Source organism: Streptomyces sp. NBC_01116, from assembly GCF_041435495.1.
Taxonomy (GTDB): domain Bacteria; phylum Actinomycetota; class Actinomycetes; order Streptomycetales; family Streptomycetaceae; genus Streptomyces.
On sequence record NZ_CP108644.1, the window covers coordinates 4972324 to 4991449 of the forward strand.

The window sequence follows — 19126 nt, forward strand, 5'->3', positions numbered from 1 at the left end:
CTAGCCTGAGTGCCGCAGACGCATCTGACGGGTCATCAGAAAACCGTCGGAGGGTCATCGCAAGTCATCGGAAAGCAATCGGAAAGTCATCGGAACATGCCCGCACCCGGGACCTCGCCGGGGGCGCCGGAGGGGACGACACCATGACGGAACTGCCTCGGATCGTCAGCGTCGACGACCATGTGATCGAGCCCGCGCACCTCTTCTCCACCTGGCTGCCCGCGAAGTACCGCGAGCGCGGGCCGCAGCCGCTCACCGCGGGCATCGGGGAACTGGCGTACACGGGAGGGAAGTACGTCATCACGATGGACCCGGACGGGCCGCCGACGGACTGGTGGATCTACGAGGACCTGAAGTTCCCGTACAAGCGGAACATCGCCGCCGTCGGCTTCGACCGCGACGACATGACCCTGGAGGGCATCACCCGGGCCGAGATGCGGCCCGGCTGCTGGGACCCGGCCGAACGCCTCAAGGACATGGACCTCAACCACGTCGAGGCCTCCCTCTGCTTCCCGACCTTCCCGCGCTTCTGCGGACAGACCTTCGCCGAGGCGCACGACAAGGAGGTCGCCCTCGCCTGCGTGCGCGCCTACAACGACTGGATGGTCGAGGAGTGGTGCGGCGACAGCGGCGGCCGGCTGATCCCGCTCTGCATCATCCCGCTCTGGGACGTCGGCCTCGCCGTCGCGGAGATCCGGCGGAACGCGGCCCGCGGCGTCCGCGCGGTCACCTTCTCCGAGATCCCCACCTACCTGGGGCTCCCCTCCATCCACTCCGGGTACTGGGACCCGTTCTTCGCCGTCTGCCAGGAGACCGGCACGGTCGTCAACATGCACATCGGCTCCAGCTCCCAGATGCCCGCCGCCTCCCCGGACGCGCCGCCCGCCGTGCAGGCCTCGCTCTCCTTCAACAACGCGATGGCCTCGATGATGGACTTCCTCTTCAGCGGGGTCCTGGTGAAGTTCCCGACGCTGAAACTGGCGTACAGCGAGGGGCAGATGGGGTGGATCCCGTACGCCCTGGAGCGCGCCGACGACGTCTGGGAGGAGCACCGGGCCTGGGGCGGGGTGCGCGATCTGATCCCCGAGCCGCCGTCCACGTACTACTACCGGCAGATGTTCTGCTGCTTCTTCCGCGACAAGCACGGCATCTCCGCCCTCGACGTCGTCGGCCGCGACAACGCCACCTTCGAGACCGACTACCCGCACGTGGACTCGACCTTCCCGCACACCAAGGAGGTCGCCCTCGACCACGTCAAGGGACTGGACGAGGAGACCGTCTACAAACTGATGCGCGGAAACGCGATCCGGATGCTCGGCCTGGACCTGGACAAGTAGGCGGGGACGGCGGTGGATCTCGCGTACACGGAGGCGGAGGAGGAGTTCCGGCGGCGGCTGCGGGAGTGGCTGGCCGGCGCCCTCCCCGGCCTGCCCCCGAAGCCCTCGCCCGACGACTGGCCCGCGCGCCGGGCGTACGACACCACCTGGCAGCGGATGCTGTACGACGCCGGGTACGCGGGCCTGCACTGGCCGGTGGACGCGGGCGGGCGGGGCGCCACCCCGACCCAGCACCTGATCTACCTGGAGGAGACGGAGCGGGCCGGCGCGCCCTACGTCGGGGCGAACTTCGTCGGGCTGCTGCACGCCGGGCCGACGATCGCCGCCGAGGGCACGGCCGGGCAGCGGGCCCGCTGGCTGCCCCCGGTGCTGCGCGGCGACGAGGTCTGGTGCCAGGGCTTCAGCGAGCCGGACGCGGGCTCCGACCTGGCCGCCCTGCGCACCCGGGCCGTGCGCGACGGCGACGCCTACGTGGTCAGCGGAGCCAAGATCTGGACCTCGCACGCCGAGGTCGCCGACTGGTGCGAGCTGCTGGTGCGCACCGATCCGGACGCGCCGAAGCACCGGGGGATCAGCTGGCTCGCGATGCCGATGGACGCCCCCGGCGTCACGGTCCGGCCGCTGCGGACCCTGGCCGGGTCCACGGAGTTCGCCGAGATGTTCCTCGACGAGGTCAGGGTGCCGGTCTCCTGTCGTGTGGGCGCGGAGAACGACGGCTGGCGGGTCACCATGGTCACCCTCTCCTTCGAGCGCGGCACGGCCTTCGTCGGCGAGGTCGTCGCCTGCCGCCGCACCCTGGACGCCCTCGCCGACGAGGCCCGGCGCAACGGGCGCTGGGACGACCCGGTGCTGCGCCGGCGGCTCGGCAGGCTCAACGCCGAGTTCCGGGCCCTGTGGCGGCTCACCCAGTGGAACGTCGCGGAGTCGGAGCGTACGGGCGGGGTCCCCGGCACCGGCGGCTCCGTCTTCAAGCTGCGCTACTCCGGGGCCCGCCAGGAGCTGTACGAGGCGGCGGCGGAGGTGCTGGGGGCCGACGCGTTCGACGTCGACCGGGAGTGGGTCCTGGACCGGCTCTCGTCCCTCTCGTACACGATCGCCGCGGGCACCTCCCAGATCCAGCGGAACATCGTCGCCGAGCGCATCCTCGGCCTGCCGAAGGGGCGCTGAGGCCACCGTGGACTTCCAGCTCTCGGACGACCAGCGGGCCCTGCGGTCCGGTATGCGCGACCTGCTCGACGCGGTGTTCGACCGGGACCGGATGCGGGCGGCGGTCGAGCGCGGCGGGACCCTGGACCGCTCGCTCTGGCGGGAGCTGGGCGCGGCCGGCTTCTTCGCGCTCCGGCTGCCGGAGGAGGCGGGCGGCGTGGGCCTCGGGCTGCCCGAGGCGGTGCTGCTCTTCGAGGAGGCGGGCCGGGCGCTGCTCCCGGGCCCGCTCGTCGCCACGCACCTCGCGGCGGGCCTGGTGGAGGGCGCCGCCGAGGGCGAGGCGGTGGTGACCGCCGTGGACGGGGACCTGCCGGTGGCGCATCTGGCGGAGGCGGACGCGGTGCTGGTGGGCGCGGAAGTCCTCGCCGGGGAGCCGCTGCGCGCCTTCGCCGCCGCCGCCGAGCCCGTCCGGTCGGTGGACCCGCTCACTCCGCTGCACCGGGTGGTGGCGGGGCGTACGGCGGCCACGGAGGCGTACTCCGGCGCATTCCCCTACGAGGGGGCGCTTCTCACTGCTGCCGAACAACTCGGCAGCGCTGCGCGCACCACCGAGACCGCCGTTCAACACGCCGGGGACCGACAGCAGTTCGGATCGCCCATCGGATCGTTCCAGGCGGTCAAACATCTCTGCGCCGACATGCTCGCCCGCACCGAGCCGGCCCGCGCCGCCGTGTACGCGGCCGCCGTGACCGGCGACCCGGTGGAGATCGCGGCGGCGAAACTGCTCGCCGACGAGGCGGCCGTACGCAACGCGCGCGACTGCCTCCAGATCCACGGCGGGATGGGCTTCACCTGGGAGGCAGATGTTCACCTCCACCTGAAACGGGCCTGGCTCCGGGCGGCGGCCCGCCTCACCGCGGCCGGTGCGGAGGAGCTCCTGGCCGCCGGTCTGGGGGCCGCGCGGCCGCGTTCCGGCAGCTCGGCGGGGCCCGGCGGAGGAGGCCCGGAAGCCGGGGCCGGAGGGTGACGCAGCGCAGCCGTGGGGCGCCGATACCGGCTTGTGTCCTTTGCGTGATTCGTCACCGGGTGGAGTCGGTGTCCGGCTCGGGTACGCTCCGTGGGATGCGAGTGGTTCTGGAACCGGGCGATCCGGGGGCGGCCTGTGCGGCGGCTCCGGTCCGGTGCGAGGGCTCTCGCCGGAGATGTGCCGGGCCTGCCCGAAGAGCGTTTCTCGCGGTCTCTGCGCGCTCCTGTTCGACTCCCCGCAGCGTGCGTCGCACAGTATGCACCACGCGTACTCCTTCGCGCTGGAATATGCCCGAAGCGCTTGTTGCGGTGACTGTACGTCAACCATGCTGTCGCGTAAGGGAATCACGTTCCGTGACCCTGAGGAGGCGCGAGGCGATGTGTCCGCCGGTTCGGATGGTGTGAGCGGTGCAGGTGCTTCAGGTTCAGCTGGAGGTCGGTCCGGATCCCGCGGAGGTGGGGCGGGCCCGTAGATGGGCGCGGTCGCGCCTGGTCGGTTCCGGGATAGGGGATGACGAGCCGCTCGCCGAGACGCTCATCCTGCTGATCTCGGAGCTGGTCACCAACGCCGTCGTCCACACGGGCTGTCCCGCGGTGCTGCGGATGCTCTTCGGCGGGACCGGGGCGCCCGGCGCGGCCGGGACCGTCCGGGTCGAGGTCGCGGACGCCAGCGACCGCCCGCCGCTCCAGCGGCACGCGGAGGGCGACGAGACGGGCGGCCGGGGGCTGGAGCTGGTGGACGGCCTCGCGGACCGCTGGGGCTGGCTGCCGGAGGGCGCCGGGAAGCAGATCTGGTGCGAGGTCGACCGGGGCGGCCCGGTGCGGCTGTCGGAGCCGCACCCGGTCGTCGGACAGGGAGGCGAGGTGTGCGAACCGCCCTCCTGCGTCTTCACCAACCTGGCCTGAGCCCGGCTCCCTCCCCTTCCACCCTTTCCACTCCTGCTTCCCCTGCTTCCTCTTCTTCTCCTTCTCCCACGGCTTGCTCCTCCTCCCTTGCGCGGAGGCCGTTCACAGGATCGCCACCGGGGCGACCGGCGAGCCGGTGGCCCCGGCGAACGGCTCCGGCGACGCCGTGAGCAGGAAGGCGTGCCGGCCCTCTTCCGCGCAGGCCGCGGACAGCGCCTCCAGGTTCCAGTTCTGGCCCTGGAGCATGCCCATCTCGACCAGGTGCAGCGCGTGCACCGGCATCCACAGGTCCTCGATCTCCGGCGGGAAGACCTCGAAGGTCAGGGTGTCGTTGGCTACCGCCGCGACGTCCCGCGCGTGGAACCACTCGGGCGTGCGCACCGAGAGCCCCGGCGACGGATAGCCGTAGGCCTGCCGGTCCCCGGCCAGCGCGAGGCGCACCTGCCCGGTCCGTACGAGCACGATGTCCCCGGCCCGTACGCGTACGCCGCCGAAGTCCTCCGCCGCGGCCAGGTCGTCCGGCGTCACGGCGTGGTCGCCGGGCAGCCGGTCCACCCCCCGGGCGCGGGCCACGTCCAGCAGCACCCCGCGCGAGACGAGGTGCTCCACGGCGGCGATCGAGGAGAACCGCGCCCCGCCGTGGGCGGTGATCGTGTCCGCCGGGCGGCCGTTGTAGACCTTCCCGCTGTGCGAGACATGGGTCAGGGCGTCCCAGTGGGTCGAGGCCTGGAGCCCCATCGTGACGGCGTCGTCGCTGGTGGCGACCGTGTCGGGGCCGAAGATCTCCTGGTTGATCTGGACCATCGTGTGCAGCGGATTGATCCGGCCCGGGATGAGCCCGCTCTGCACCCCGTCCCGGTGGAGCGGCAGCGCGAGCGGTATTCGGCGGCCGGTGCGGACGGTGGCGACGGCCTCGCGCACGACGGCGTCGGTGATCAGGTTGAGCGTCCCGATCTCGTCGGCCCCGCCCCAGCGGCCCCAGTTGTTCACGCGCTTCGCGATCTCGTGGAACTCGGCCGGCAGGGACATGGGGACCTCCTGGGTCTTGTGCCGGGGCATCCGACTGCCCGTAAAATCTAACGGTCCGTCAGAAACCGCGGGAAGGGGCCGGGCATGGGGAACTTCTTGGCAGGCAGGGTGGTCGCCGTGACGGGGGCCGGCCGGGGCATCGGGCGGGCCGTCGCGCTCGCCGCCGCGGCGGAGGGGGCGCGGGTCGTCGTCAACGACTACGGCGTCTCCGTCGAGGGCTCCGAACCGACCAGCGAGATCGCCCGGTCCGTCGTCAAGGAGATCGGGGCGGCGGGCGGCGAGGCGGTCGCGGTCGCCGACGACATCTCCACGATGGCGGGCGGGCAGCGGATCGTGGACACCGCGCTGGCGGAGTACGGCCGGCTCGACGGGGTGGTCTGCGTGGCCGGGATCCTCCGTGAGCGGATGCTGTTCAACATGTCCGAGGAGGAGTGGGACCCGGTCCTCGCCACCCACCTCAAGGGCACGTTCACGGTCTTCCGGGCCGCCTCGGCGGTGATGCGGAAGCAGGAGGGCGGGGGCACGCTGATCGGCTTCACCAGCGGCAACCACCAGGGCAGCGTCGCCCAGGCCAACTACAGCGCGGCGAAGGGCGGGATCATCTCGCTGGTGCGCAGCGCGGCGCTGGGCCTGCACAGGTACGGCGTCACGGCGAACGCGGTCGCGCCGGTCGCCCGGACCCGGATGTCGGCCGGGGTGCCGATGGAGCTGAAGGAGATCGGGGAGCCGGAGGACGTGGCGGCCCTGGTGGTCTACCTGCTCAGCGAGCGGGCGCGGGCGGAGCGGATCACCGGGCAGGTGTACACGATCGCGGGCCCGAAGATCGCGGTCTGGGCCCAGCCGAGGGAACTGCGGGCGGCGTACGGGGAGGGGCCCTGGACCCCGGAACGGATCGCGGACTTCCTGCCGGGGACGGTGGGCGCGGACCCGATGCCGATGCTGGCGCGGCTGGAGGAGATGGCGGCGGCGGCCAAGTCGGGCGACCGCCCGAACGCCCCCGGCCCCTCCGGCGATTGATCGCATCCAAGCCCCTCCGGTGATCGAGGAGCAGGGGTCCGGGGGCGGAGCCCCCGGGACGACAGGAGGCAGCATGGACTTCCGTACCGAGGTGCGCACCTGGCTGCACAGCCGCCTCGCCGACACCCCCGCCCCCGACCCCCGCGCCTGGGAACGCGAGCTCGGGCGCGCCGGGTGGATCGGGATCGGCTGGCCCGGTGAGGACGGCGAGAGCTACGGCAACCGCCGTGCGACCCTCGCCCAGCAGGTCGTCTGGGCCGAGGAGTACGCCCGCTCCGCGGCCCCCGCCCGGATCGGCCACATCGGGGAGAACCTCCTCGCCCCGACGCTGATCACGTACGGCACCGAGGAGCAGAAGCGGCGCCATCTGCCGTCCGTGGCCCGGGGCGAGACGCTGTGGTGCCAGGGGTACAGCGAACCGGGTGCGGGCTCCGACCTCGCCGGGGTGCGGACCGCCGCCGTGCCGGACGGGGCGGGCGGTTACGCCGTGACCGGGCAGAAGATCTGGACCTCGCTCGCCCTGGACGCCGACTGGTGCTTCGTCCTCGCCCGCACCGACCCCGGCTCCACCCGCCACCACGGGCTGTCGTTCCTGCTGGTGGAGATGGACCAGCCGGGCCGGATCGAGGTGCGGCCGATCCGGCAGCTGACCGGGACCAGCGAGTTCAACGAGGTGTTCCTCGACGGGGCGCGGGCCGCCGAGGTCGTCGGGGGCGAGGGCAACGGCTGGCAGGTCGCCATGGGCCTCCTCGCCCTGGAGCGCGGGGTCTCCACCCTCGCCCAGCAGATCGGGTTCGCCGAGGAGCTGGACCGGGTGGTCGCCGCCGCCGTGGCGAGCGGGGCCGCCGAGGACCCGGTCATCAGGGCCCTGCTGGTCAGGCAGTGGGCGGAGCTGGACACCATGCGCCGGCACGCCCTGCGCACCCTCGGCTCCACCGGCGACCCGGGCGCGCCCAGCGTGGCGAAGCTGCTGTGGGGCGGCTGGCACCAGCGGCTCGGCGAACTGGCCGTGCGGGTCGCGGGCGAGGCGGGGGCCGTCGGACCCGAGCCCTGGTCGGAGCACCGGCCGTACGAACTGGACGACGCACAGCACCTGTTCCTCTTCAGCCGGGCCGACACCGTCTACGGCGGCTCCGACGAGATCCAGCGGAACATCATCGCCGAGCGGGTGCTCGGCCTACCGAGGGAGCCCAGATGAGAGGCGTCGTCTTCGACGGCACACGGACCGAGGTCGTGGACGACCTGGAGATACGGGACCCGGGCCCCGGGGAGGTGCTGGTGGCGGTCGCCGCCGCCGGACTCTGCCACAGCGATCTGTCGGTGATCGACGGCACGATCCCCTTCCCGGTCCCCGTCGTGCTCGGCCACGAGGGCGCGGGCGTCGTCGAAGCGGTCGGGCCCGGCGTCGGCCACGTGCGGCCCGGTGATCACGTGGCGCTCTCCACCCTCGCCAACTGCGGGGCCTGCGCCCAGTGCGACCGGGGGAGGCCGACCATGTGCCGGAAGGCCATCGGGCGGCCGGGGCGGCCGTTCTCGCGGGGCGGAGAGCCGCTGTTCCAGTTCGCCTCCAACTCCGCCTTCGCGGAACGCACGGTGGTGCGGGCCGTCCAGGCGGTGAAGATCCCGGACGACCTGCCCCTCACCTCGGCGGCCCTGATCGGCTGCGGGGTCCTGACCGGCGTCGGGGCCGTCCTGAACCGGGCGAAGGTCGGCCTGGGCGACACCGTCGTCGTCATCGGCACCGGCGGCATCGGACTCAACGTGCTCCAGGGGGCCCGGCTGGCCGGCGCGCTCACCGTCGTCGCCGTCGACAGCAACCCGGCGAAGGAGGCGGTGGCCCGGCGGTTCGGCGCCACGCACTTCCTGACCGGCGCGGAGGGCGTGCGCGACATCCTGCCCGACGGGGCCGACCACGCCTTCGAGTGCGTCGGCCGCACGGAGCTGATCCGCCAGGCGATCGACCTCCTCGACCGGCACGGACAGGCCGTGCTGCTGGGCGTACCAGCGGCGAGCGCCGAGGCGTCGTTCCTGGTCTCCTCGATGTACCTGGACAAGTCGATCCTCGGCTGCCGCTACGGCTCCTCACGGCCGCAGCGCGACATCGCCCTGTACGCGGACCTCTACCGGGAGGGCCGGCTGCTGCTGGACGAACTGGTCACCGAGACGTACCCGGTGGAGGACTTCGCCAAGGCGGCCGACGACGCGCACCACGGGCGGGTGGCCCGGGGGGTCCTGGTCTTCTGACCCGCGCCTCCTACGGGCGCCCCCGGACCGGGGTGCGCGGGCCCCGGGGCGCGGGGTCCGCCGAGGAACGGAACGTACGCCGGTAGACCGTCGGCGGCACGCCCAGCGCCGCCTGGAGGTGCTGGCGCAGCGAGGTCGCCGTGCCGAAGCCCGCGTCGCGGGCCACCTGGTCGATGGACAGGTCCGTCGACTCCAGCAGGTGCCGGGCCCGCTCCACCCGCTGCTGGGTGAGCCACTGGCCGGGGCTGATCCCGACCTCCTCGCGGAAGCGGCGCGTGAACGTCCGTACGCTCATCGCGTCCTGCTCCGCCATGTCCCGCAGCAGGATCGGCCGGTCGAGACGGGCCAGCGCCCAGGCCCGGGCGCCGGTGGTGGTCGCGAACTGCGGCTCGGGGACGGGGCGGTGGATGTACTGGGCCTGCCCGCCGTCCCGGTGCGGGGGCACGACGGTGCGGCGCGCGATCTCGTTCGCGACGGCCGTCCCGTGGTCGCGGCGCACCAGGTGCAGGCAGAGGTCGATCCCGGCGGCGACCCCGGCGGAGGTGAGGACGTCGCCGTCGTCGATGAACAGGACGTCCGGGTCGACGCGGACCTGCGGGAAGGTCCGCTGGAAGTGCTCGGCGGACGACCAGTGCGTGGTGGCGGGGCGGCCGTCGAGGTAGCCGGCCGCCGCCAGGACGTAACCGCCGGTGCAGATGGAGACCATCCGGGTGCCGGGCCGGACCAGGGCGAGCGCGGCGGCCAGCTCCTCGGTCAGCCGGCCCTCCTCGAAGACCGGTCCCAGCTCGTAGGAGGCGGGGATGACCACCGTGTCGGCGGTGGCGAGCGCCTCCGGGCCGTGCTCCACGAGGATGGAGAAGTCCGCGTCGGTCCGGACCGGGCCCGGCGGACGGACCGAGCAGGTCACCACGTCGTACAGCTTCCCGCTCTTCCCTCCCGCCTCCGTGCCGAGGCTGCGGCCGAAGATCCGCTGCGGAATGCCCAGCTCGAAGGGGAGCAGCCCGTCGAGGGCCAGAACGACGACGCGGTGCTGCACGACGGCCTCCTCGAAGATCACAGGAAATTGCTGTAGTGGTATAGACCACAAGCTGGTACAGGTTAGCGACGTGATGGAGAAGCCGACAGAGCGCGCGTCCCTTCCCGACGCCGCGCGCGACACCCGAACGACCCCGAACCCGCTCCCGGACCCGAACCCGCTCCCGACGCTGCCCCCGCTCGATCCCGGCGGACCGGGCGGCCCCACCGGGACGGGCCTGGGCGCAGGGTCCTCCTTCGGTTCCGGCTCCGGCCCCGCGCGGCTCTGGAACCGCAACTTCCGCTACTTCTTCGTGGCCCGTACGGTCGCGCTCTTCGGCGACGGCATGATCCCGGTGGCCCTGACCGCCGGGTTGCTGGGCGCGGGGCGGCCCGCCTCCTCGGTCGGCTTCGCGCTCGCCGCCTGGATGGGGCCGCTGGCGGTGTTCGTGCTGTTCGGCGGGGTGCTCGCCGACCGGTTCACCCCGCGCCGCATGATGATCATCGCCGACGTCCTGCGGCTGATCGGCGCCTCCGTGCTGGCCGTGACCTTCGCGACGGGCAACCCGCCGCTGTGGGCGGTGTACGTCCTCAGCTCGGTGGCCGGCGTCGGCGCGGCGCTCTTCCAGCCCGGCGTCGCCTCGACCGTGCCGCGCGTCTCCACCGACGTCCAGCGGGCCAACGCCGTCCTGCGGGTGGCCGAGGCGCTGATGACCATGGCCGGGCCCGCCTTCGCCGGGGCGCTCGTCGGACTCGCCAGCGCCGGGGCCGTCTACGCGGCGAACGCGGCGACCTTCGCGGTCTCCGGGGCCTGCCTCTTCCTGATGCGACTGGCCCCGGCCCCGCACGACGACGCGGCGCGCGGCACGTTCGCCGCGGAACTGGTCGACGGGTGGCGGGAGTTCCGGGCCCGGTCCTGGCTGTGGGGAGTGATCGCGGTCTGGACGGTGTACGGCTTCGCGGTCCTCGGCCCGATGCTCCCGCTGACCGCCGTCCTGGTCACCGAGGCGCACGGCTCGGGGGCGTACGGGATGCTGATGGCGGTCAACGGGGCGGGCAGCGTCGTCGGCGGCCTCCTCGCCCTGCGGCTGCGCCCCTCGCATCCGCTGGCGGCCGGGGCGGTGGCGCTGCCGCTGGTGGCGGTGAGCCTGCTGGTGCTGGCGCTCGGAATGCCGCTGCCGGTGCTGGCGGCGGGGCAGTTGCTGGCGGGCGGGTCGGCCGCGTTCTGGCTGGTGATGTGGTCCACGACGGTCCAGACGCACGTCCCGCCGGAGGCCCTGAACCGGCTGCACGCCTACGACGTGGCGGGCTCGCTCCTGATGGTCGCGGCGGGCCGCGCGCTGGCGGGCCCGGTGGCCGAGGCGGTCGGGGCGCCCGAACTGCTGGTGGCGGCGGCCGTGATCAACATGGGGGTGGTGGCGGTGCTGCTGGTGGCCCGGCCGATCCGGCAGCTCAGGAGGATCGGGCTCGGATGAAGCCATCGGCGCGGCCCCCGGCGCACACGGTTCGCGCCGCCGGGGGCCGCGCCGTCGCGTCGGTGGGGGCCGCGCGGTCGCGGCGCTGGGGGTCGCGCGGTCGCGGCGGTGGCGGCCGTCGTCAGGTCCGTCCACGCCGGGGCCCGGCAGCCCCCTCCCCCCGGCCCCGCCGACCGACGACGGCGATGCCACGGGCGGGGCTCCGGCCCTCCGCGCGCCGGGCCATGGCCCGATTCCTGCGAACCGTGTCCCTCAGGCCACTCGTGACGAAGGGCGCGGACCAAGAAGCTGGTCCACGTGACCGAGACCCTCGACAGCGCAGCCCTGGACGACCGGCGGCCGCCCCGTAAGGCGCGTCGGGGACCCCGCGTCCCCCGCGTCCACCGGGCGTGGCTCGTCGCCGCCGTCACCTTCGTGACGATCATCGGCGGTGCGGCGTTCAACTCCCTGCCCGGACTGCTCATCAACCCGCTCCACGCCGAGTTCGGCTGGACCCGGGGCGAGATCGGGCTCGCGGTCTCCATCGACATGGCGCTGTACGGGCTGACCGCGCCGTTCGCCGCCGCGCTCATGGACCGCTTCGGCATCCGGCGGGTCGTGGCGATCGCGCTCACCATGGTGGCGGCCGGGGCGGTCGCCAGTGTCTGGATGACCGCCTCCTGGCAGCTGATGATCTACTGGGGACTCCTCGTCGGCCTCGGCACCGGGTCCATGGCGATGGCGTTCGCCGCGACCGTCACCCACCGCTGGTTCGTGACCCGCCGGGGCCTGGTCACCGGCGTCCTCACCGCGGCGGGGGCCTCCGGGCAGCTCGTCTTCCTCCCGCTCTGCGCCTGGATCGTCGACAAACACGGCTGGCGGCCCGCCTCGGTCACCGTCGCCCTGGCCGCCCTCGTCGTCGTCCCGTTCGTCTGGCTCCTGATGCGCGACCACCCGGCCGATGTGGGGCTCGCCCCGTACGGCGGGGACTTCGTGCCCAAGCCCGCGCCGGCCCGGGGCGCCGCACGCCGGACGGTGCGGGTGCTGTTCGACGTGGCCCGCACCGGCCCGTTCTGGCTGCTGGCGGGCGCCTTCGCGATCTGCGGTGCGTCCACCAACGGCCTGATCCGCACCCACTTCGTGCCGTTCGCCCACGACAACCACATGCCCGTACCCGTGGCTGCCTCGCTGCTCGCGGTGATCGGGGTCTTCGACATCGTCGGCACGATCTTCTCCGGCTGGCTCACCGACCGCTTCGACGCCCGCAGGCTCCTCGCCGTCTACTACGCGCTGCGCGGGATCTCCCTGCTGTTCCTGCCGATGCTGATCGGCGCCGAGGTCGAGCCCCCGATGATCTTCTTCATCGTGTTCTACGGGCTGGACTGGGTCGCCACGGTCCCGCCGACGCTGGCGCTCTGCCGCGAGCAGTACGGCGAGGACAGCGCGATCGTCTTCGGCTGGGTGCTGGCCTCGCACCAGGTGGGTGCGGCGGTGGTGGCGTTCCTCGGCGGGGTCGCGCGGGATGTCTTCGGCCGCTACGACGTGGTCTGGTACGCGGCGGGGGCGCTGTGCGCGATGGCGGCGCTGATGTCGCTGGTGATCCGCAGGCGGACGGGCGAGGACCGGCTCGGACCCGGGTGATTCAACGGCCCGTCCGGGTGGCGAGGCTGCCCACGATCAGGTCGGTCAGGGTGGCGACCGCGTCCTCGGCGGATGCCCGCCCCTGGTTCAGCTCGGCGGCCATCGCCTCGGCCGCGCCCAGCACGCCGACGCACCGCAGCCGCAGGGCCGCGGGAGGCAGCTCGGAGTGCTCCAGCAGCGCGGCGGCTACCAGGTCCGTGTACCTGTCGAGCAGCTCGCGCTGGACCGCCTCCATCTCCGGATCGCCCTTCAGCGCCGCGGATACGGCGGCGAGTTCCGGCATGTCCGTGGCGCAGGCGAAATACGCGGTGCTGATCAGGCGGGCGACCTCGTCGGCGCTGGGTCCGGCCTCCCGCAACGCCTGTGCGATCGCTGCTCGGTGGCGTTCGTCGAGGCCTCGGTAGAGCGCGAGCAACAGGCCGGGGCGCGTGCCGAAGTGGTCGTACACGATCGGCCTGCTCACCCCGGCCGCCTCCGCGAGGGTGACCAGAGTCAGACCGTCCGTGCCCTGCCGGCGCACGATCGCCACGGCGGTGTTCAGCAGCTGCTCCCGCCTGGCCTGCTTGGACAGGCGGGCCGAGGTGGTGGCCATGGTCCTCCGTTGTGTCGCTCTCCAGGCTATGTTACAAAACGTAGGCTACAAAATGTAGCTTGAGGGAGGCGGGGACCTGTGATGGGAAAGTTGAAGCCGGTACTGATCTTGGGTGGTTCGGGGCAGGCGGGCTCGGGGGCCGCCGTGCTCCTGCGGCAGTGGCACCCGGGGCTGCCGCTGACGATCGCGGGGCGGGATATCGGCCGCGCGCGGCGGGTGGCCGACGGACTCGGTGCCGCCACGGCCGTCACCATCGACCTGCGGCGCAGCGATCTCGGCCTTCCGGCCGAGCATGGCCACCACTTCTCCGCGGTGGTCGCCGCGCTGTGGGACGACCGCCTGAACGGACTGCATTACGCGCAGGACCACGGGCTGCCCTACCTCAGCATCTCCAGCGGCCTGGTGGAGATCGCGCCGGAGGTCGTCGCGGGCGCGCGGCGGGCGAACGCCTCGTCGATCCTGGTGGCCAGCCACTTCTGCGCCGGCGTCGTCGTCCTCGCGGCGCTGGAGCTGGCCGGGGAGTTCCGCCGGGTCGACACCGTCCGGATCGGCGCCGTGCTGGACGAGCTGGACACCGGCGGACCCGCGGGAGCCGCGGACCTGGAGCGGTGGTCCACCGCCACCACGGCGGGGACGGTGCGCCGTGACGGTGTCTTCACCTGGGTCAACGACCCCGAGGTCCAGGCGGAGGTGCGCGCTGTCGACGGCGTCGTCCTGCCCGGCCGGAGCGTCGCCATCCTCGACGTGCCGAGCCTCGCCCTCGCGACGGGCGCGCCGAACGTCCGTTTCGACATGGCGGTCGGTGAATCCGCGGCCCGGCGCCGCGGCGACCGCGCTTCCATCGAGATCCGGATCGACCTGGAAGGGACAGGTCCGACGGGTGCGCCGCTCAGGACGAGCCGCTACCTCGTCCACCCGGCGGGGCAGCGTCCCCTGACCGCGCTCGGCATCGCCCTCGGCGTCGAGCGGCAGCTCGGTCTGCGTGGCGAACGCGTCCCGCCGGGCATCCGCACACCTGAGACCCTGCTCGACCCGGCCTACGCGGCCGAGCGGTTGGCGGAGATCGGCGCCACCTTCGTCGACGCGCCCGGCGTCTGACCGGGAGGCCGAAGCGGGCGGGTGCGGGCCGCTCTCGGCCGTAACCGCAGCAGCCGCCGTGGCCGCCGTGGCTTCCGTGGCCGCCGAAGGTCCGGGCTCAGCGGCTGAACCGGCCGAACGCCCCCCGGTGGAACAGGAGGGGTTCGCCCTCGTCCGTCGCCCCCAGCGCCTCCACCCGGCCGACCACGATGAGGTGGTCGCCGCCGGTGTGGACGGCGTGGACACGGCAGTCGATCCAGGCGGGCACGGAGTCCAGCAGCGGGGAGCCGGTGGCCGGGGCGGGCGCGTGGGTCACGCCCGCGAACTTGTCGGCGCCGCTCACCGCGAACCCCCGGCACAGCGCGCCCTGTTCCGCCCCGAGGATGTTCACGCAGAACGCCCCGGCGCGGGCGATGCGGGGCCAGGTCGTCGACGTACGGGCGACCATGAAGGACACCAGCGGCGGGTCCAGCGACAGCGAGGCGAAGGACTGGCAGGCGAAGCCCGCGGGGCCGTCCGCGTCGTGCGCGGTGATCACGGTGACGCCGCTGGCGAAGTGGCCCAGCACGCGCCGGAACTCCTCCGGGGCCACGGGCAGCCGCTCGTCGTCCCGGACGGCTCTCAGGTCCGGCCGGGGCAGTGCCTCGGGCAGCGTCCCGGCAGGTCCCCCCGGTGCGGCTGTCGTGGCGGCGCCGACGGACCTGAGGTACCGGACGGCGGTGGCGGCCATGCCTGCGTGTCCCATCACGGGAACATTAGAACTGACGGAACGTCAGATGTGAAGGGTTCCTCCGCCGGGGGCGGCGCCTGCCACCGGTGGGCCGGGCGTCTACCACCAGTAGGCCGGGTAGGGGGCGGCCCCGGAGCCGTCCGTGCCGGAGCGGCGGCCCGCGCGTGCGGCCAGGAAGCCGGTGCCCGTGATCAGCACGGTGGCCAGGAGCAGCAGGAGGAGGAACGTCGTGGCCGCGGGCTGGGTCATCACGACGATGACCGCGGTGGCCGCGGCGGGGGAGTGCGCGGTGCGGGTGAGCGCCATCGCGCCGATCGCGAGGCCGCCCGCGACCGCGGCGGCCCAGGCCGATCCGCCGGCGACGGCGAGCGTCAGGAAACCCACGGCGGCCGAGACGAGCTGCCCGCCGATCACGCTGCGGGGCTGGGCCAGCGGCAGCGTGGGGGCGGCGAAGACCAGGGCGGTGCTGGCCGCGAGCGGCGGTATGAGCAGGGGGTGGCCGAGCGGGCCGCCGATGGCCACGAGCAGGAGCAGAGCGACCGAGCCGCCGAGCGTCGCCCTGGCGATGGCCGCGAGCGGTGGTCGTGTGGGCGCCCTGCTCGTCGGCAGGGGAGCCGCCCGGCGTACGGCGGAGGCGAGGCGGCGCGCCGCGACCGGACGAGGTGCGGCGAGGTGGGGGGCGGTGAGCTCGGGGGCGGGGGTCTCGGGCACGGGGTTCCTTCCTCGGCGGTCAGCTAACGCATGGAGGGGTATTCTCGCATTAGCTCGGCCGAGGGGTGCTCCGCGGATGCGCGCGGAGGTGTGCGGATGTGTGGTGGAGGACGGTTCTCCCCGGCCGGGGTCCGGGGCAGGATGGGGGCGTGGACAAGGGTGTCGTGGACGGGCGGGGGTGACCGGTGGCCGGTGAACTGCCGCTCTCGGGCGAGCCGTTGCCTCTGGAGCTGGTCAACACCACGTATGTGAGGGGCGGGGTGCGGGGGCGTCGGATGGACGCGCTCGCCGCCGGACCGCGGGCCGTGGGCGGCTGGCTGGCCGCGCGGCGTGACCGCTTCCCGGACGCCCTGGCAAAGAGGCTGCACGGGGTGGAGTCCGTCCCGCCCGTGCGGTATCAGGAGTTCCTGGAGCTGCGCGGGGCGCTGCGGTCGCTGGCCGCGGCGCGTACGTCCGGGGCGGCCCCCGGGGCGGATCCGCTCGCCGTGGTGAACACCCTCGCGCGATCGGCCGCGCGCTGGCCGGAGTTGGCGCCGGGGCCGGACTTCCGCTCCGTCGTCCGCACCGCTGCGGACGACGTCGGCAGGGAGGCCCTCGGGGAGATCGCCGCGGCTGCCGTGGACCTGTTCTCGGGCCCGGCCGCGGAGCGTCTGCGGGCCTGCCCCGCACCGGGCTGCATCCTCTACTTCGTCCGGACCCACGCCCGCCGGGAGTGGTGCACGGTGGGCTGCGGCAACCGGGTGAGGGTCGCCCGCCACAGCAGGCGCGCCCGGGACGGCGGGGCCGCGCGGGAGGCCTAAGGGCTGTCCCGCGATTCCCGGCGGGCGCGCGACGACAGCTACGGCACCTCGCCGAGTTGTCGGAACGTCCCCATACATCTCGTATGCGGACGTCCCTCCGCCGTGCGATGCACCGCATCCGACGCCGCGCGCCGATCCACCGGGAATTGCGGGACAGCCCTTAGCGGCGGCGGCGCGGAGGCTTGAGGGCGACGGCGCGGAGGGGCGGTTTCAGGCCCCGGAGCGCCGGGCGTAGTGGCGCTGCGCCTTCGCCCGGTTGCCGCAGCCCGCCATGGAGCACCAGCGGCGCGTCCCGTTCTTGGAGACGTCGTAGAAGTGCAGGACGCAGGCGTGGTTCGCGCAGGGGCGGATGCGGTCGGGCCGGTCCGCGACCAGGTGCAGCCAGTTCTCCGCCGCGTACCAGGCCGGAGCCCAGGACGGGTCGTCCACCTCCACCACCGACTCCGGGAGCCCGTCGGACCCCAGGGCGTGGCGGATGCGGCCGTGGGCGAGGACCTCGTTCAGTCGGTCGGCGCTCTCGGGGGTGGCCGGATCCTGATGGCCGGTCGAGGCGGCCAGGCTGTCGAGCGCCGTCCGGGCGAGGAGCAGCCTCTCCAGCGTGACGCGGTCGGCGGCCGGGGCCGGTGCGGGCCCGAGGTGTTCGCGTACCGGAGGGCTGTTCAGCCAGACGGCGAGGCCGGCCGCGGAGTCCAGCAGGTCGTGCGGGCCGTCCCCGTCGATCCAGCGGGTGTTGAGCAGGTCGAGGGCGAGCGGCTCGCCGGTCAGCGGCCGGGGGTCCGCACCGGGGGAGTGCGACACGGGTGGGCTCCTTCCGTCACGCGGGCGGGGATGACTGATCCGTCCATCATAACCAGCCAAATGAAGATCACCGGTTGACCTGGACTGCATCTCGGTTCTAACCTTCAAATGCGGTGTCAATGGTTACGGGATCATCTCGCGACCTCGGACGAAGGAGTGGGATCGATCATGGGCAAGGCGAAGAATCTCCAGACCGGCCACGTCGGGCTCAACGTCACCGACCTGGAACGCTCGGCCGCCTTCTACCGCGAGGTCTTCGACTTCGAGGTGCTGGCCGAGGGCAAGGACGCCGATCGCCGCTGGATCTTCCTGGGGCGCGGCCCCCGGCTCATGGTCACCCTGTGGCAGCAGAGCGAAGGCACGTTCGCGACGGCCCTTCCCGGTCTCCATCACCTCTCGTTCCAGGTGGACTCCGTCGAGGAGGTCCGAGCCACGGAGGAGGTCCTGCGCGGGCTGGGCACGGAGTTCGCCCACGAGGGCGTCGTGCCGCACGGCGAGAGCGGCACCTCGGGCGGGATCTTCTTCACCGACCCCGACGGCATCCGCCTGGAGGTCTACGCGCCGACCGGGGCGGACCCGGCGGATGCCCCTACCGCCGGTGCTCCCACCTGCGGATTCTTCTAGAGCGGCAGAGCGGCAGAGCGGCAGAGCGGCAGGAGGGCGGGGCCATGAGCGGATATCACCGGGGTGAGGTCGCCGTGCAGGAGCGGGCGGGTCTCGCCCGGCGGGCGGCGGGCGCGGGGCGGGCCATCCGCTCCGACATCCCCGAGGTGGCGGCGGACTTCCTCGTCCGGCAGCCCTTCCTGGTGGTGGGCGGCGCGGACGAACGGGGGCGGATCTGGGCGACCCAGCTCTCCGGCGAACCGGGATTCCTGAGCGTTCCCGCGCCCGACACCCTGATCATCGGGGCGCTGCCGCCGCCCGGCGACCCGTTGGCCGGCCTGCTGTCCGGCGCCGGCACGGGCGGGGCGGCTCCCGCCCGGATCGGCATGATCGGCATCGAACCGGAGACCCGGCGCCGGATGCGGATGAACGGCCGGGCGGTCCGTGCCGGGGACGGGCTCCGCGTCGACCTCGACCAGGCCGTCGCCAACTGCCCCAAGTACATCCAGGTGCGCCGGCACCGCCGGATCGCCCCGCGCGAGGAGGCCGGTCAGCGGATCGCGGTCCCGGACGGCGACGCCCTGAGCCCCGCGCAGCAGGAGGCGCTGCGGACCGCCGACACCTTCTTCGTCGCCACCGCGTCCGACCGGGGCGACGCCGACGCCTCGCACCGGGGCGGCAATCCGGGCTTCGTCCAGGTGCTCACACCCCGGCTGCTGCGCTGGCCCGACTACGCGGGCAACGGCATGTTCCTGACCCTGGGCAACCTCGAACTCAACCCGGCCGCCGGTCTCCTCGTGCCCGACTGGGACACCGGGGCCTCCCTCCACCTGACCGGCTCCGCCCGCACCGTCTGGGACGGGGACGCGGTGGCGCGGATCCCGGGGGCGGAGCGCCTCGTGGAATTCGAGGTCACCGCCGTACGGGAGATCGCCGCCGCCTCCCCGCTGCGCTGGTCGGACCCTGAATTCCACCGGCGCAACCCGCCGGTGGCCGGCTGA

Annotated in this window: 19 protein-coding genes; 13 read left to right on the top strand and 6 right to left on the bottom strand. The window is 73.5% G+C overall.

The annotated features are described in order from the left end of the window. The first annotated feature begins 143 nt into the window (after positions 1-143). The 4 genes from OG245_RS21805 to OG245_RS21820 all read left to right on the top strand — a co-directional run bounded on the left by OG245_RS21805 (position 144) and on the right by OG245_RS21820 (position 4415). On the top strand, positions 144-1337 hold the full coding sequence (locus OG245_RS21805) for an amidohydrolase family protein (protein ID WP_371625167.1): 1194 nt from the start codon (positions 144-146) through the stop codon (positions 1335-1337). Between the two features lie 12 nt (positions 1338-1349). Further along, on the top strand, positions 1350-2504 hold the full coding sequence (locus OG245_RS21810; protein WP_371625168.1) for an acyl-CoA dehydrogenase family protein: 1155 nt from the start codon (positions 1350-1352) through the stop codon (positions 2502-2504). 7 nt (positions 2505-2511) lie between these two features. Continuing rightward, the gene (locus OG245_RS21815) at positions 2512-3510 is read left to right on the top strand and encodes an acyl-CoA dehydrogenase family protein (RefSeq protein WP_371625169.1); all 999 of its coding nucleotides are present in this window, start codon (positions 2512-2514) and stop codon (positions 3508-3510) included. A gap of 407 nt (positions 3511-3917) precedes the next feature. Further along, positions 3918-4415 (top strand): ATP-binding protein, encoded by a 498-nt coding sequence (locus OG245_RS21820; RefSeq protein WP_371625170.1) that lies wholly within the window; start codon positions 3918-3920, stop codon positions 4413-4415. A 102-nt stretch (positions 4416-4517) separates the two neighbouring features. Here the strand turns inward: OG245_RS21820 and OG245_RS21825 are convergent, their stop codons facing one another. Beyond that, entirely contained in the window at positions 4518-5444 is a 927-nt protein-coding gene (locus OG245_RS21825; protein ID WP_371625171.1) for a cyclase family protein, read from the bottom strand. An 84-nt stretch (positions 5445-5528) separates the two neighbouring features. Between OG245_RS21825 and OG245_RS21830 the strand changes: the two genes are divergently transcribed. The 3 genes from OG245_RS21830 (at position 5529) to OG245_RS21840 (ending at position 8705) form a co-directional block, all read left to right on the top strand. Continuing rightward, positions 5529-6461, top strand: a complete 933-nt coding sequence (locus tag OG245_RS21830; RefSeq protein ID WP_371625172.1) for an SDR family oxidoreductase — start codon at positions 5529-5531, stop codon at positions 6459-6461. Positions 6462-6534: 73 nt separating this feature from the next. Next, positions 6535-7659 carry an acyl-CoA dehydrogenase family protein gene (locus OG245_RS21835; RefSeq protein ID WP_371625173.1) on the top strand — a complete coding sequence of 375 codons (1125 nt, stop codon included), beginning with the start codon at positions 6535-6537 and terminating at the stop codon, positions 7657-7659. Next, on the top strand, positions 7656-8705 hold the full coding sequence (locus OG245_RS21840; RefSeq protein ID WP_371625174.1) for a Zn-dependent alcohol dehydrogenase: 1050 nt from the start codon (positions 7656-7658) through the stop codon (positions 8703-8705). Before OG245_RS21835 ends, OG245_RS21840 begins: the two co-directional genes overlap by 4 nt. 10 nt (positions 8706-8715) lie before the next feature. On the opposite strand, the gene OG245_RS21845 is transcribed toward OG245_RS21840, so the two are convergent. After that, positions 8716-9741 carry a GlxA family transcriptional regulator gene (locus OG245_RS21845; protein WP_371627946.1) on the bottom strand — a complete coding sequence of 342 codons (1026 nt, stop codon included), beginning with the start codon at positions 9739-9741 and terminating at the stop codon, positions 8716-8718. A gap of 73 nt (positions 9742-9814) precedes the next feature. Here OG245_RS21845 and OG245_RS21850 point away from each other — a divergent pair, with 73 nt between their 5' ends. After that, positions 9815-11194 carry an MFS transporter gene (locus tag OG245_RS21850; RefSeq protein WP_371625175.1) on the top strand — a complete coding sequence of 460 codons (1380 nt, stop codon included), beginning with the start codon at positions 9815-9817 and terminating at the stop codon, positions 11192-11194. Positions 11195-11491: 297 nt separating this feature from the next. After that, positions 11492-12814: an MFS transporter gene (locus OG245_RS21855; RefSeq protein ID WP_371625176.1), complete on the top strand. Its 1323-nt coding sequence runs from the start codon at positions 11492-11494 to the stop codon at positions 12812-12814. A 1-nt stretch (position 12815) separates the two neighbouring features. Here the strand turns inward: OG245_RS21855 and OG245_RS21860 are convergent, their stop codons facing one another. Then, positions 12816-13406: a TetR/AcrR family transcriptional regulator gene (locus OG245_RS21860; protein WP_371625177.1), complete on the bottom strand. Its 591-nt coding sequence runs from the start codon at positions 13404-13406 to the stop codon at positions 12816-12818. An 81-nt stretch (positions 13407-13487) separates the two neighbouring features. Between OG245_RS21860 and OG245_RS21865 the strand changes: the two genes are divergently transcribed. Then, positions 13488-14504 (top strand): saccharopine dehydrogenase, encoded by a 1017-nt coding sequence (locus OG245_RS21865; protein ID WP_371625178.1) that lies wholly within the window; start codon positions 13488-13490, stop codon positions 14502-14504. Between the two features lie 97 nt (positions 14505-14601). On the opposite strand, the gene OG245_RS21870 is transcribed toward OG245_RS21865, so the two are convergent. Continuing rightward, positions 14602-15213 carry a flavin reductase family protein gene (locus tag OG245_RS21870; protein ID WP_371627947.1) on the bottom strand — a complete coding sequence of 204 codons (612 nt, stop codon included), beginning with the start codon at positions 15211-15213 and terminating at the stop codon, positions 14602-14604. Between the two features lie 99 nt (positions 15214-15312). Continuing rightward, positions 15313-15924: an HPP family protein gene (locus tag OG245_RS21875; RefSeq protein WP_371625179.1), complete on the bottom strand. Its 612-nt coding sequence runs from the start codon at positions 15922-15924 to the stop codon at positions 15313-15315. 185 nt (positions 15925-16109) lie between these two features. Here OG245_RS21875 and OG245_RS21880 point away from each other — a divergent pair, with 185 nt between their 5' ends. Next, entirely contained in the window at positions 16110-16724 is a 615-nt protein-coding gene (locus tag OG245_RS21880) for an ABATE domain-containing protein (RefSeq protein ID WP_371625180.1), read from the top strand. A gap of 210 nt (positions 16725-16934) precedes the next feature. Here the strand turns inward: OG245_RS21880 and OG245_RS21885 are convergent, their stop codons facing one another. Continuing rightward, positions 16935-17522: a CGNR zinc finger domain-containing protein gene (locus OG245_RS21885; protein WP_371625181.1), complete on the bottom strand. Its 588-nt coding sequence runs from the start codon at positions 17520-17522 to the stop codon at positions 16935-16937. 168 nt (positions 17523-17690) lie between these two features. Between OG245_RS21885 and OG245_RS21890 the strand changes: the two genes are divergently transcribed. Both OG245_RS21890 and OG245_RS21895 read left to right on the top strand, forming a co-directional pair. Further along, positions 17691-18146 (top strand): VOC family protein, encoded by a 456-nt coding sequence (locus tag OG245_RS21890; protein ID WP_371625182.1) that lies wholly within the window; start codon positions 17691-17693, stop codon positions 18144-18146. Between the two features lie 44 nt (positions 18147-18190). Then, entirely contained in the window at positions 18191-19126 is a 936-nt protein-coding gene (locus tag OG245_RS21895) for a pyridoxamine 5'-phosphate oxidase family protein (RefSeq protein WP_371625183.1), read from the top strand.

What these genes read in the sequence shown, in the direction of transcription:
- OG245_RS21865 (WP_371625178.1), top strand. Translation starts at nt 13,488, where the DNA reads ATGGGAAAGTTGAAGCCGGTACTGATCTTGGGTGGTTCGGGGCAGGCG.
- OG245_RS21825 (WP_371625171.1), bottom strand. Translation starts at nt 5,444, where the DNA reads ATGTCCCTGCCGGCCGAGTTCCACGAGATCGCGAAGCGCGTGAACAAC.
- OG245_RS21835 (WP_371625173.1), top strand. Translation starts at nt 6,535, where the DNA reads ATGGACTTCCGTACCGAGGTGCGCACCTGGCTGCACAGCCGCCTCGCC.
- OG245_RS21840 (WP_371625174.1), top strand. Translation starts at nt 7,656, where the DNA reads ATGAGAGGCGTCGTCTTCGACGGCACACGGACCGAGGTCGTGGACGAC.
- OG245_RS21850 (WP_371625175.1), top strand. Translation starts at nt 9,815, where the DNA reads ATGGAGAAGCCGACAGAGCGCGCGTCCCTTCCCGACGCCGCGCGCGAC.
- OG245_RS21830 (WP_371625172.1), top strand. Translation starts at nt 5,529, where the DNA reads ATGGGGAACTTCTTGGCAGGCAGGGTGGTCGCCGTGACGGGGGCCGGC.
- OG245_RS21860 (WP_371625177.1), bottom strand. Translation starts at nt 13,406, where the DNA reads ATGGCCACCACCTCGGCCCGCCTGTCCAAGCAGGCCAGGCGGGAGCAG.
- OG245_RS21895 (WP_371625183.1), top strand. Translation starts at nt 18,191, where the DNA reads ATGAGCGGATATCACCGGGGTGAGGTCGCCGTGCAGGAGCGGGCGGGT.
- OG245_RS21805 (WP_371625167.1), top strand. Translation starts at nt 144, where the DNA reads ATGACGGAACTGCCTCGGATCGTCAGCGTCGACGACCATGTGATCGAG.
- OG245_RS21890 (WP_371625182.1), top strand. Translation starts at nt 17,691, where the DNA reads ATGGGCAAGGCGAAGAATCTCCAGACCGGCCACGTCGGGCTCAACGTC.
- OG245_RS21870 (WP_371627947.1), bottom strand. Translation starts at nt 15,213, where the DNA reads ATGGCCGCCACCGCCGTCCGGTACCTCAGGTCCGTCGGCGCCGCCACG.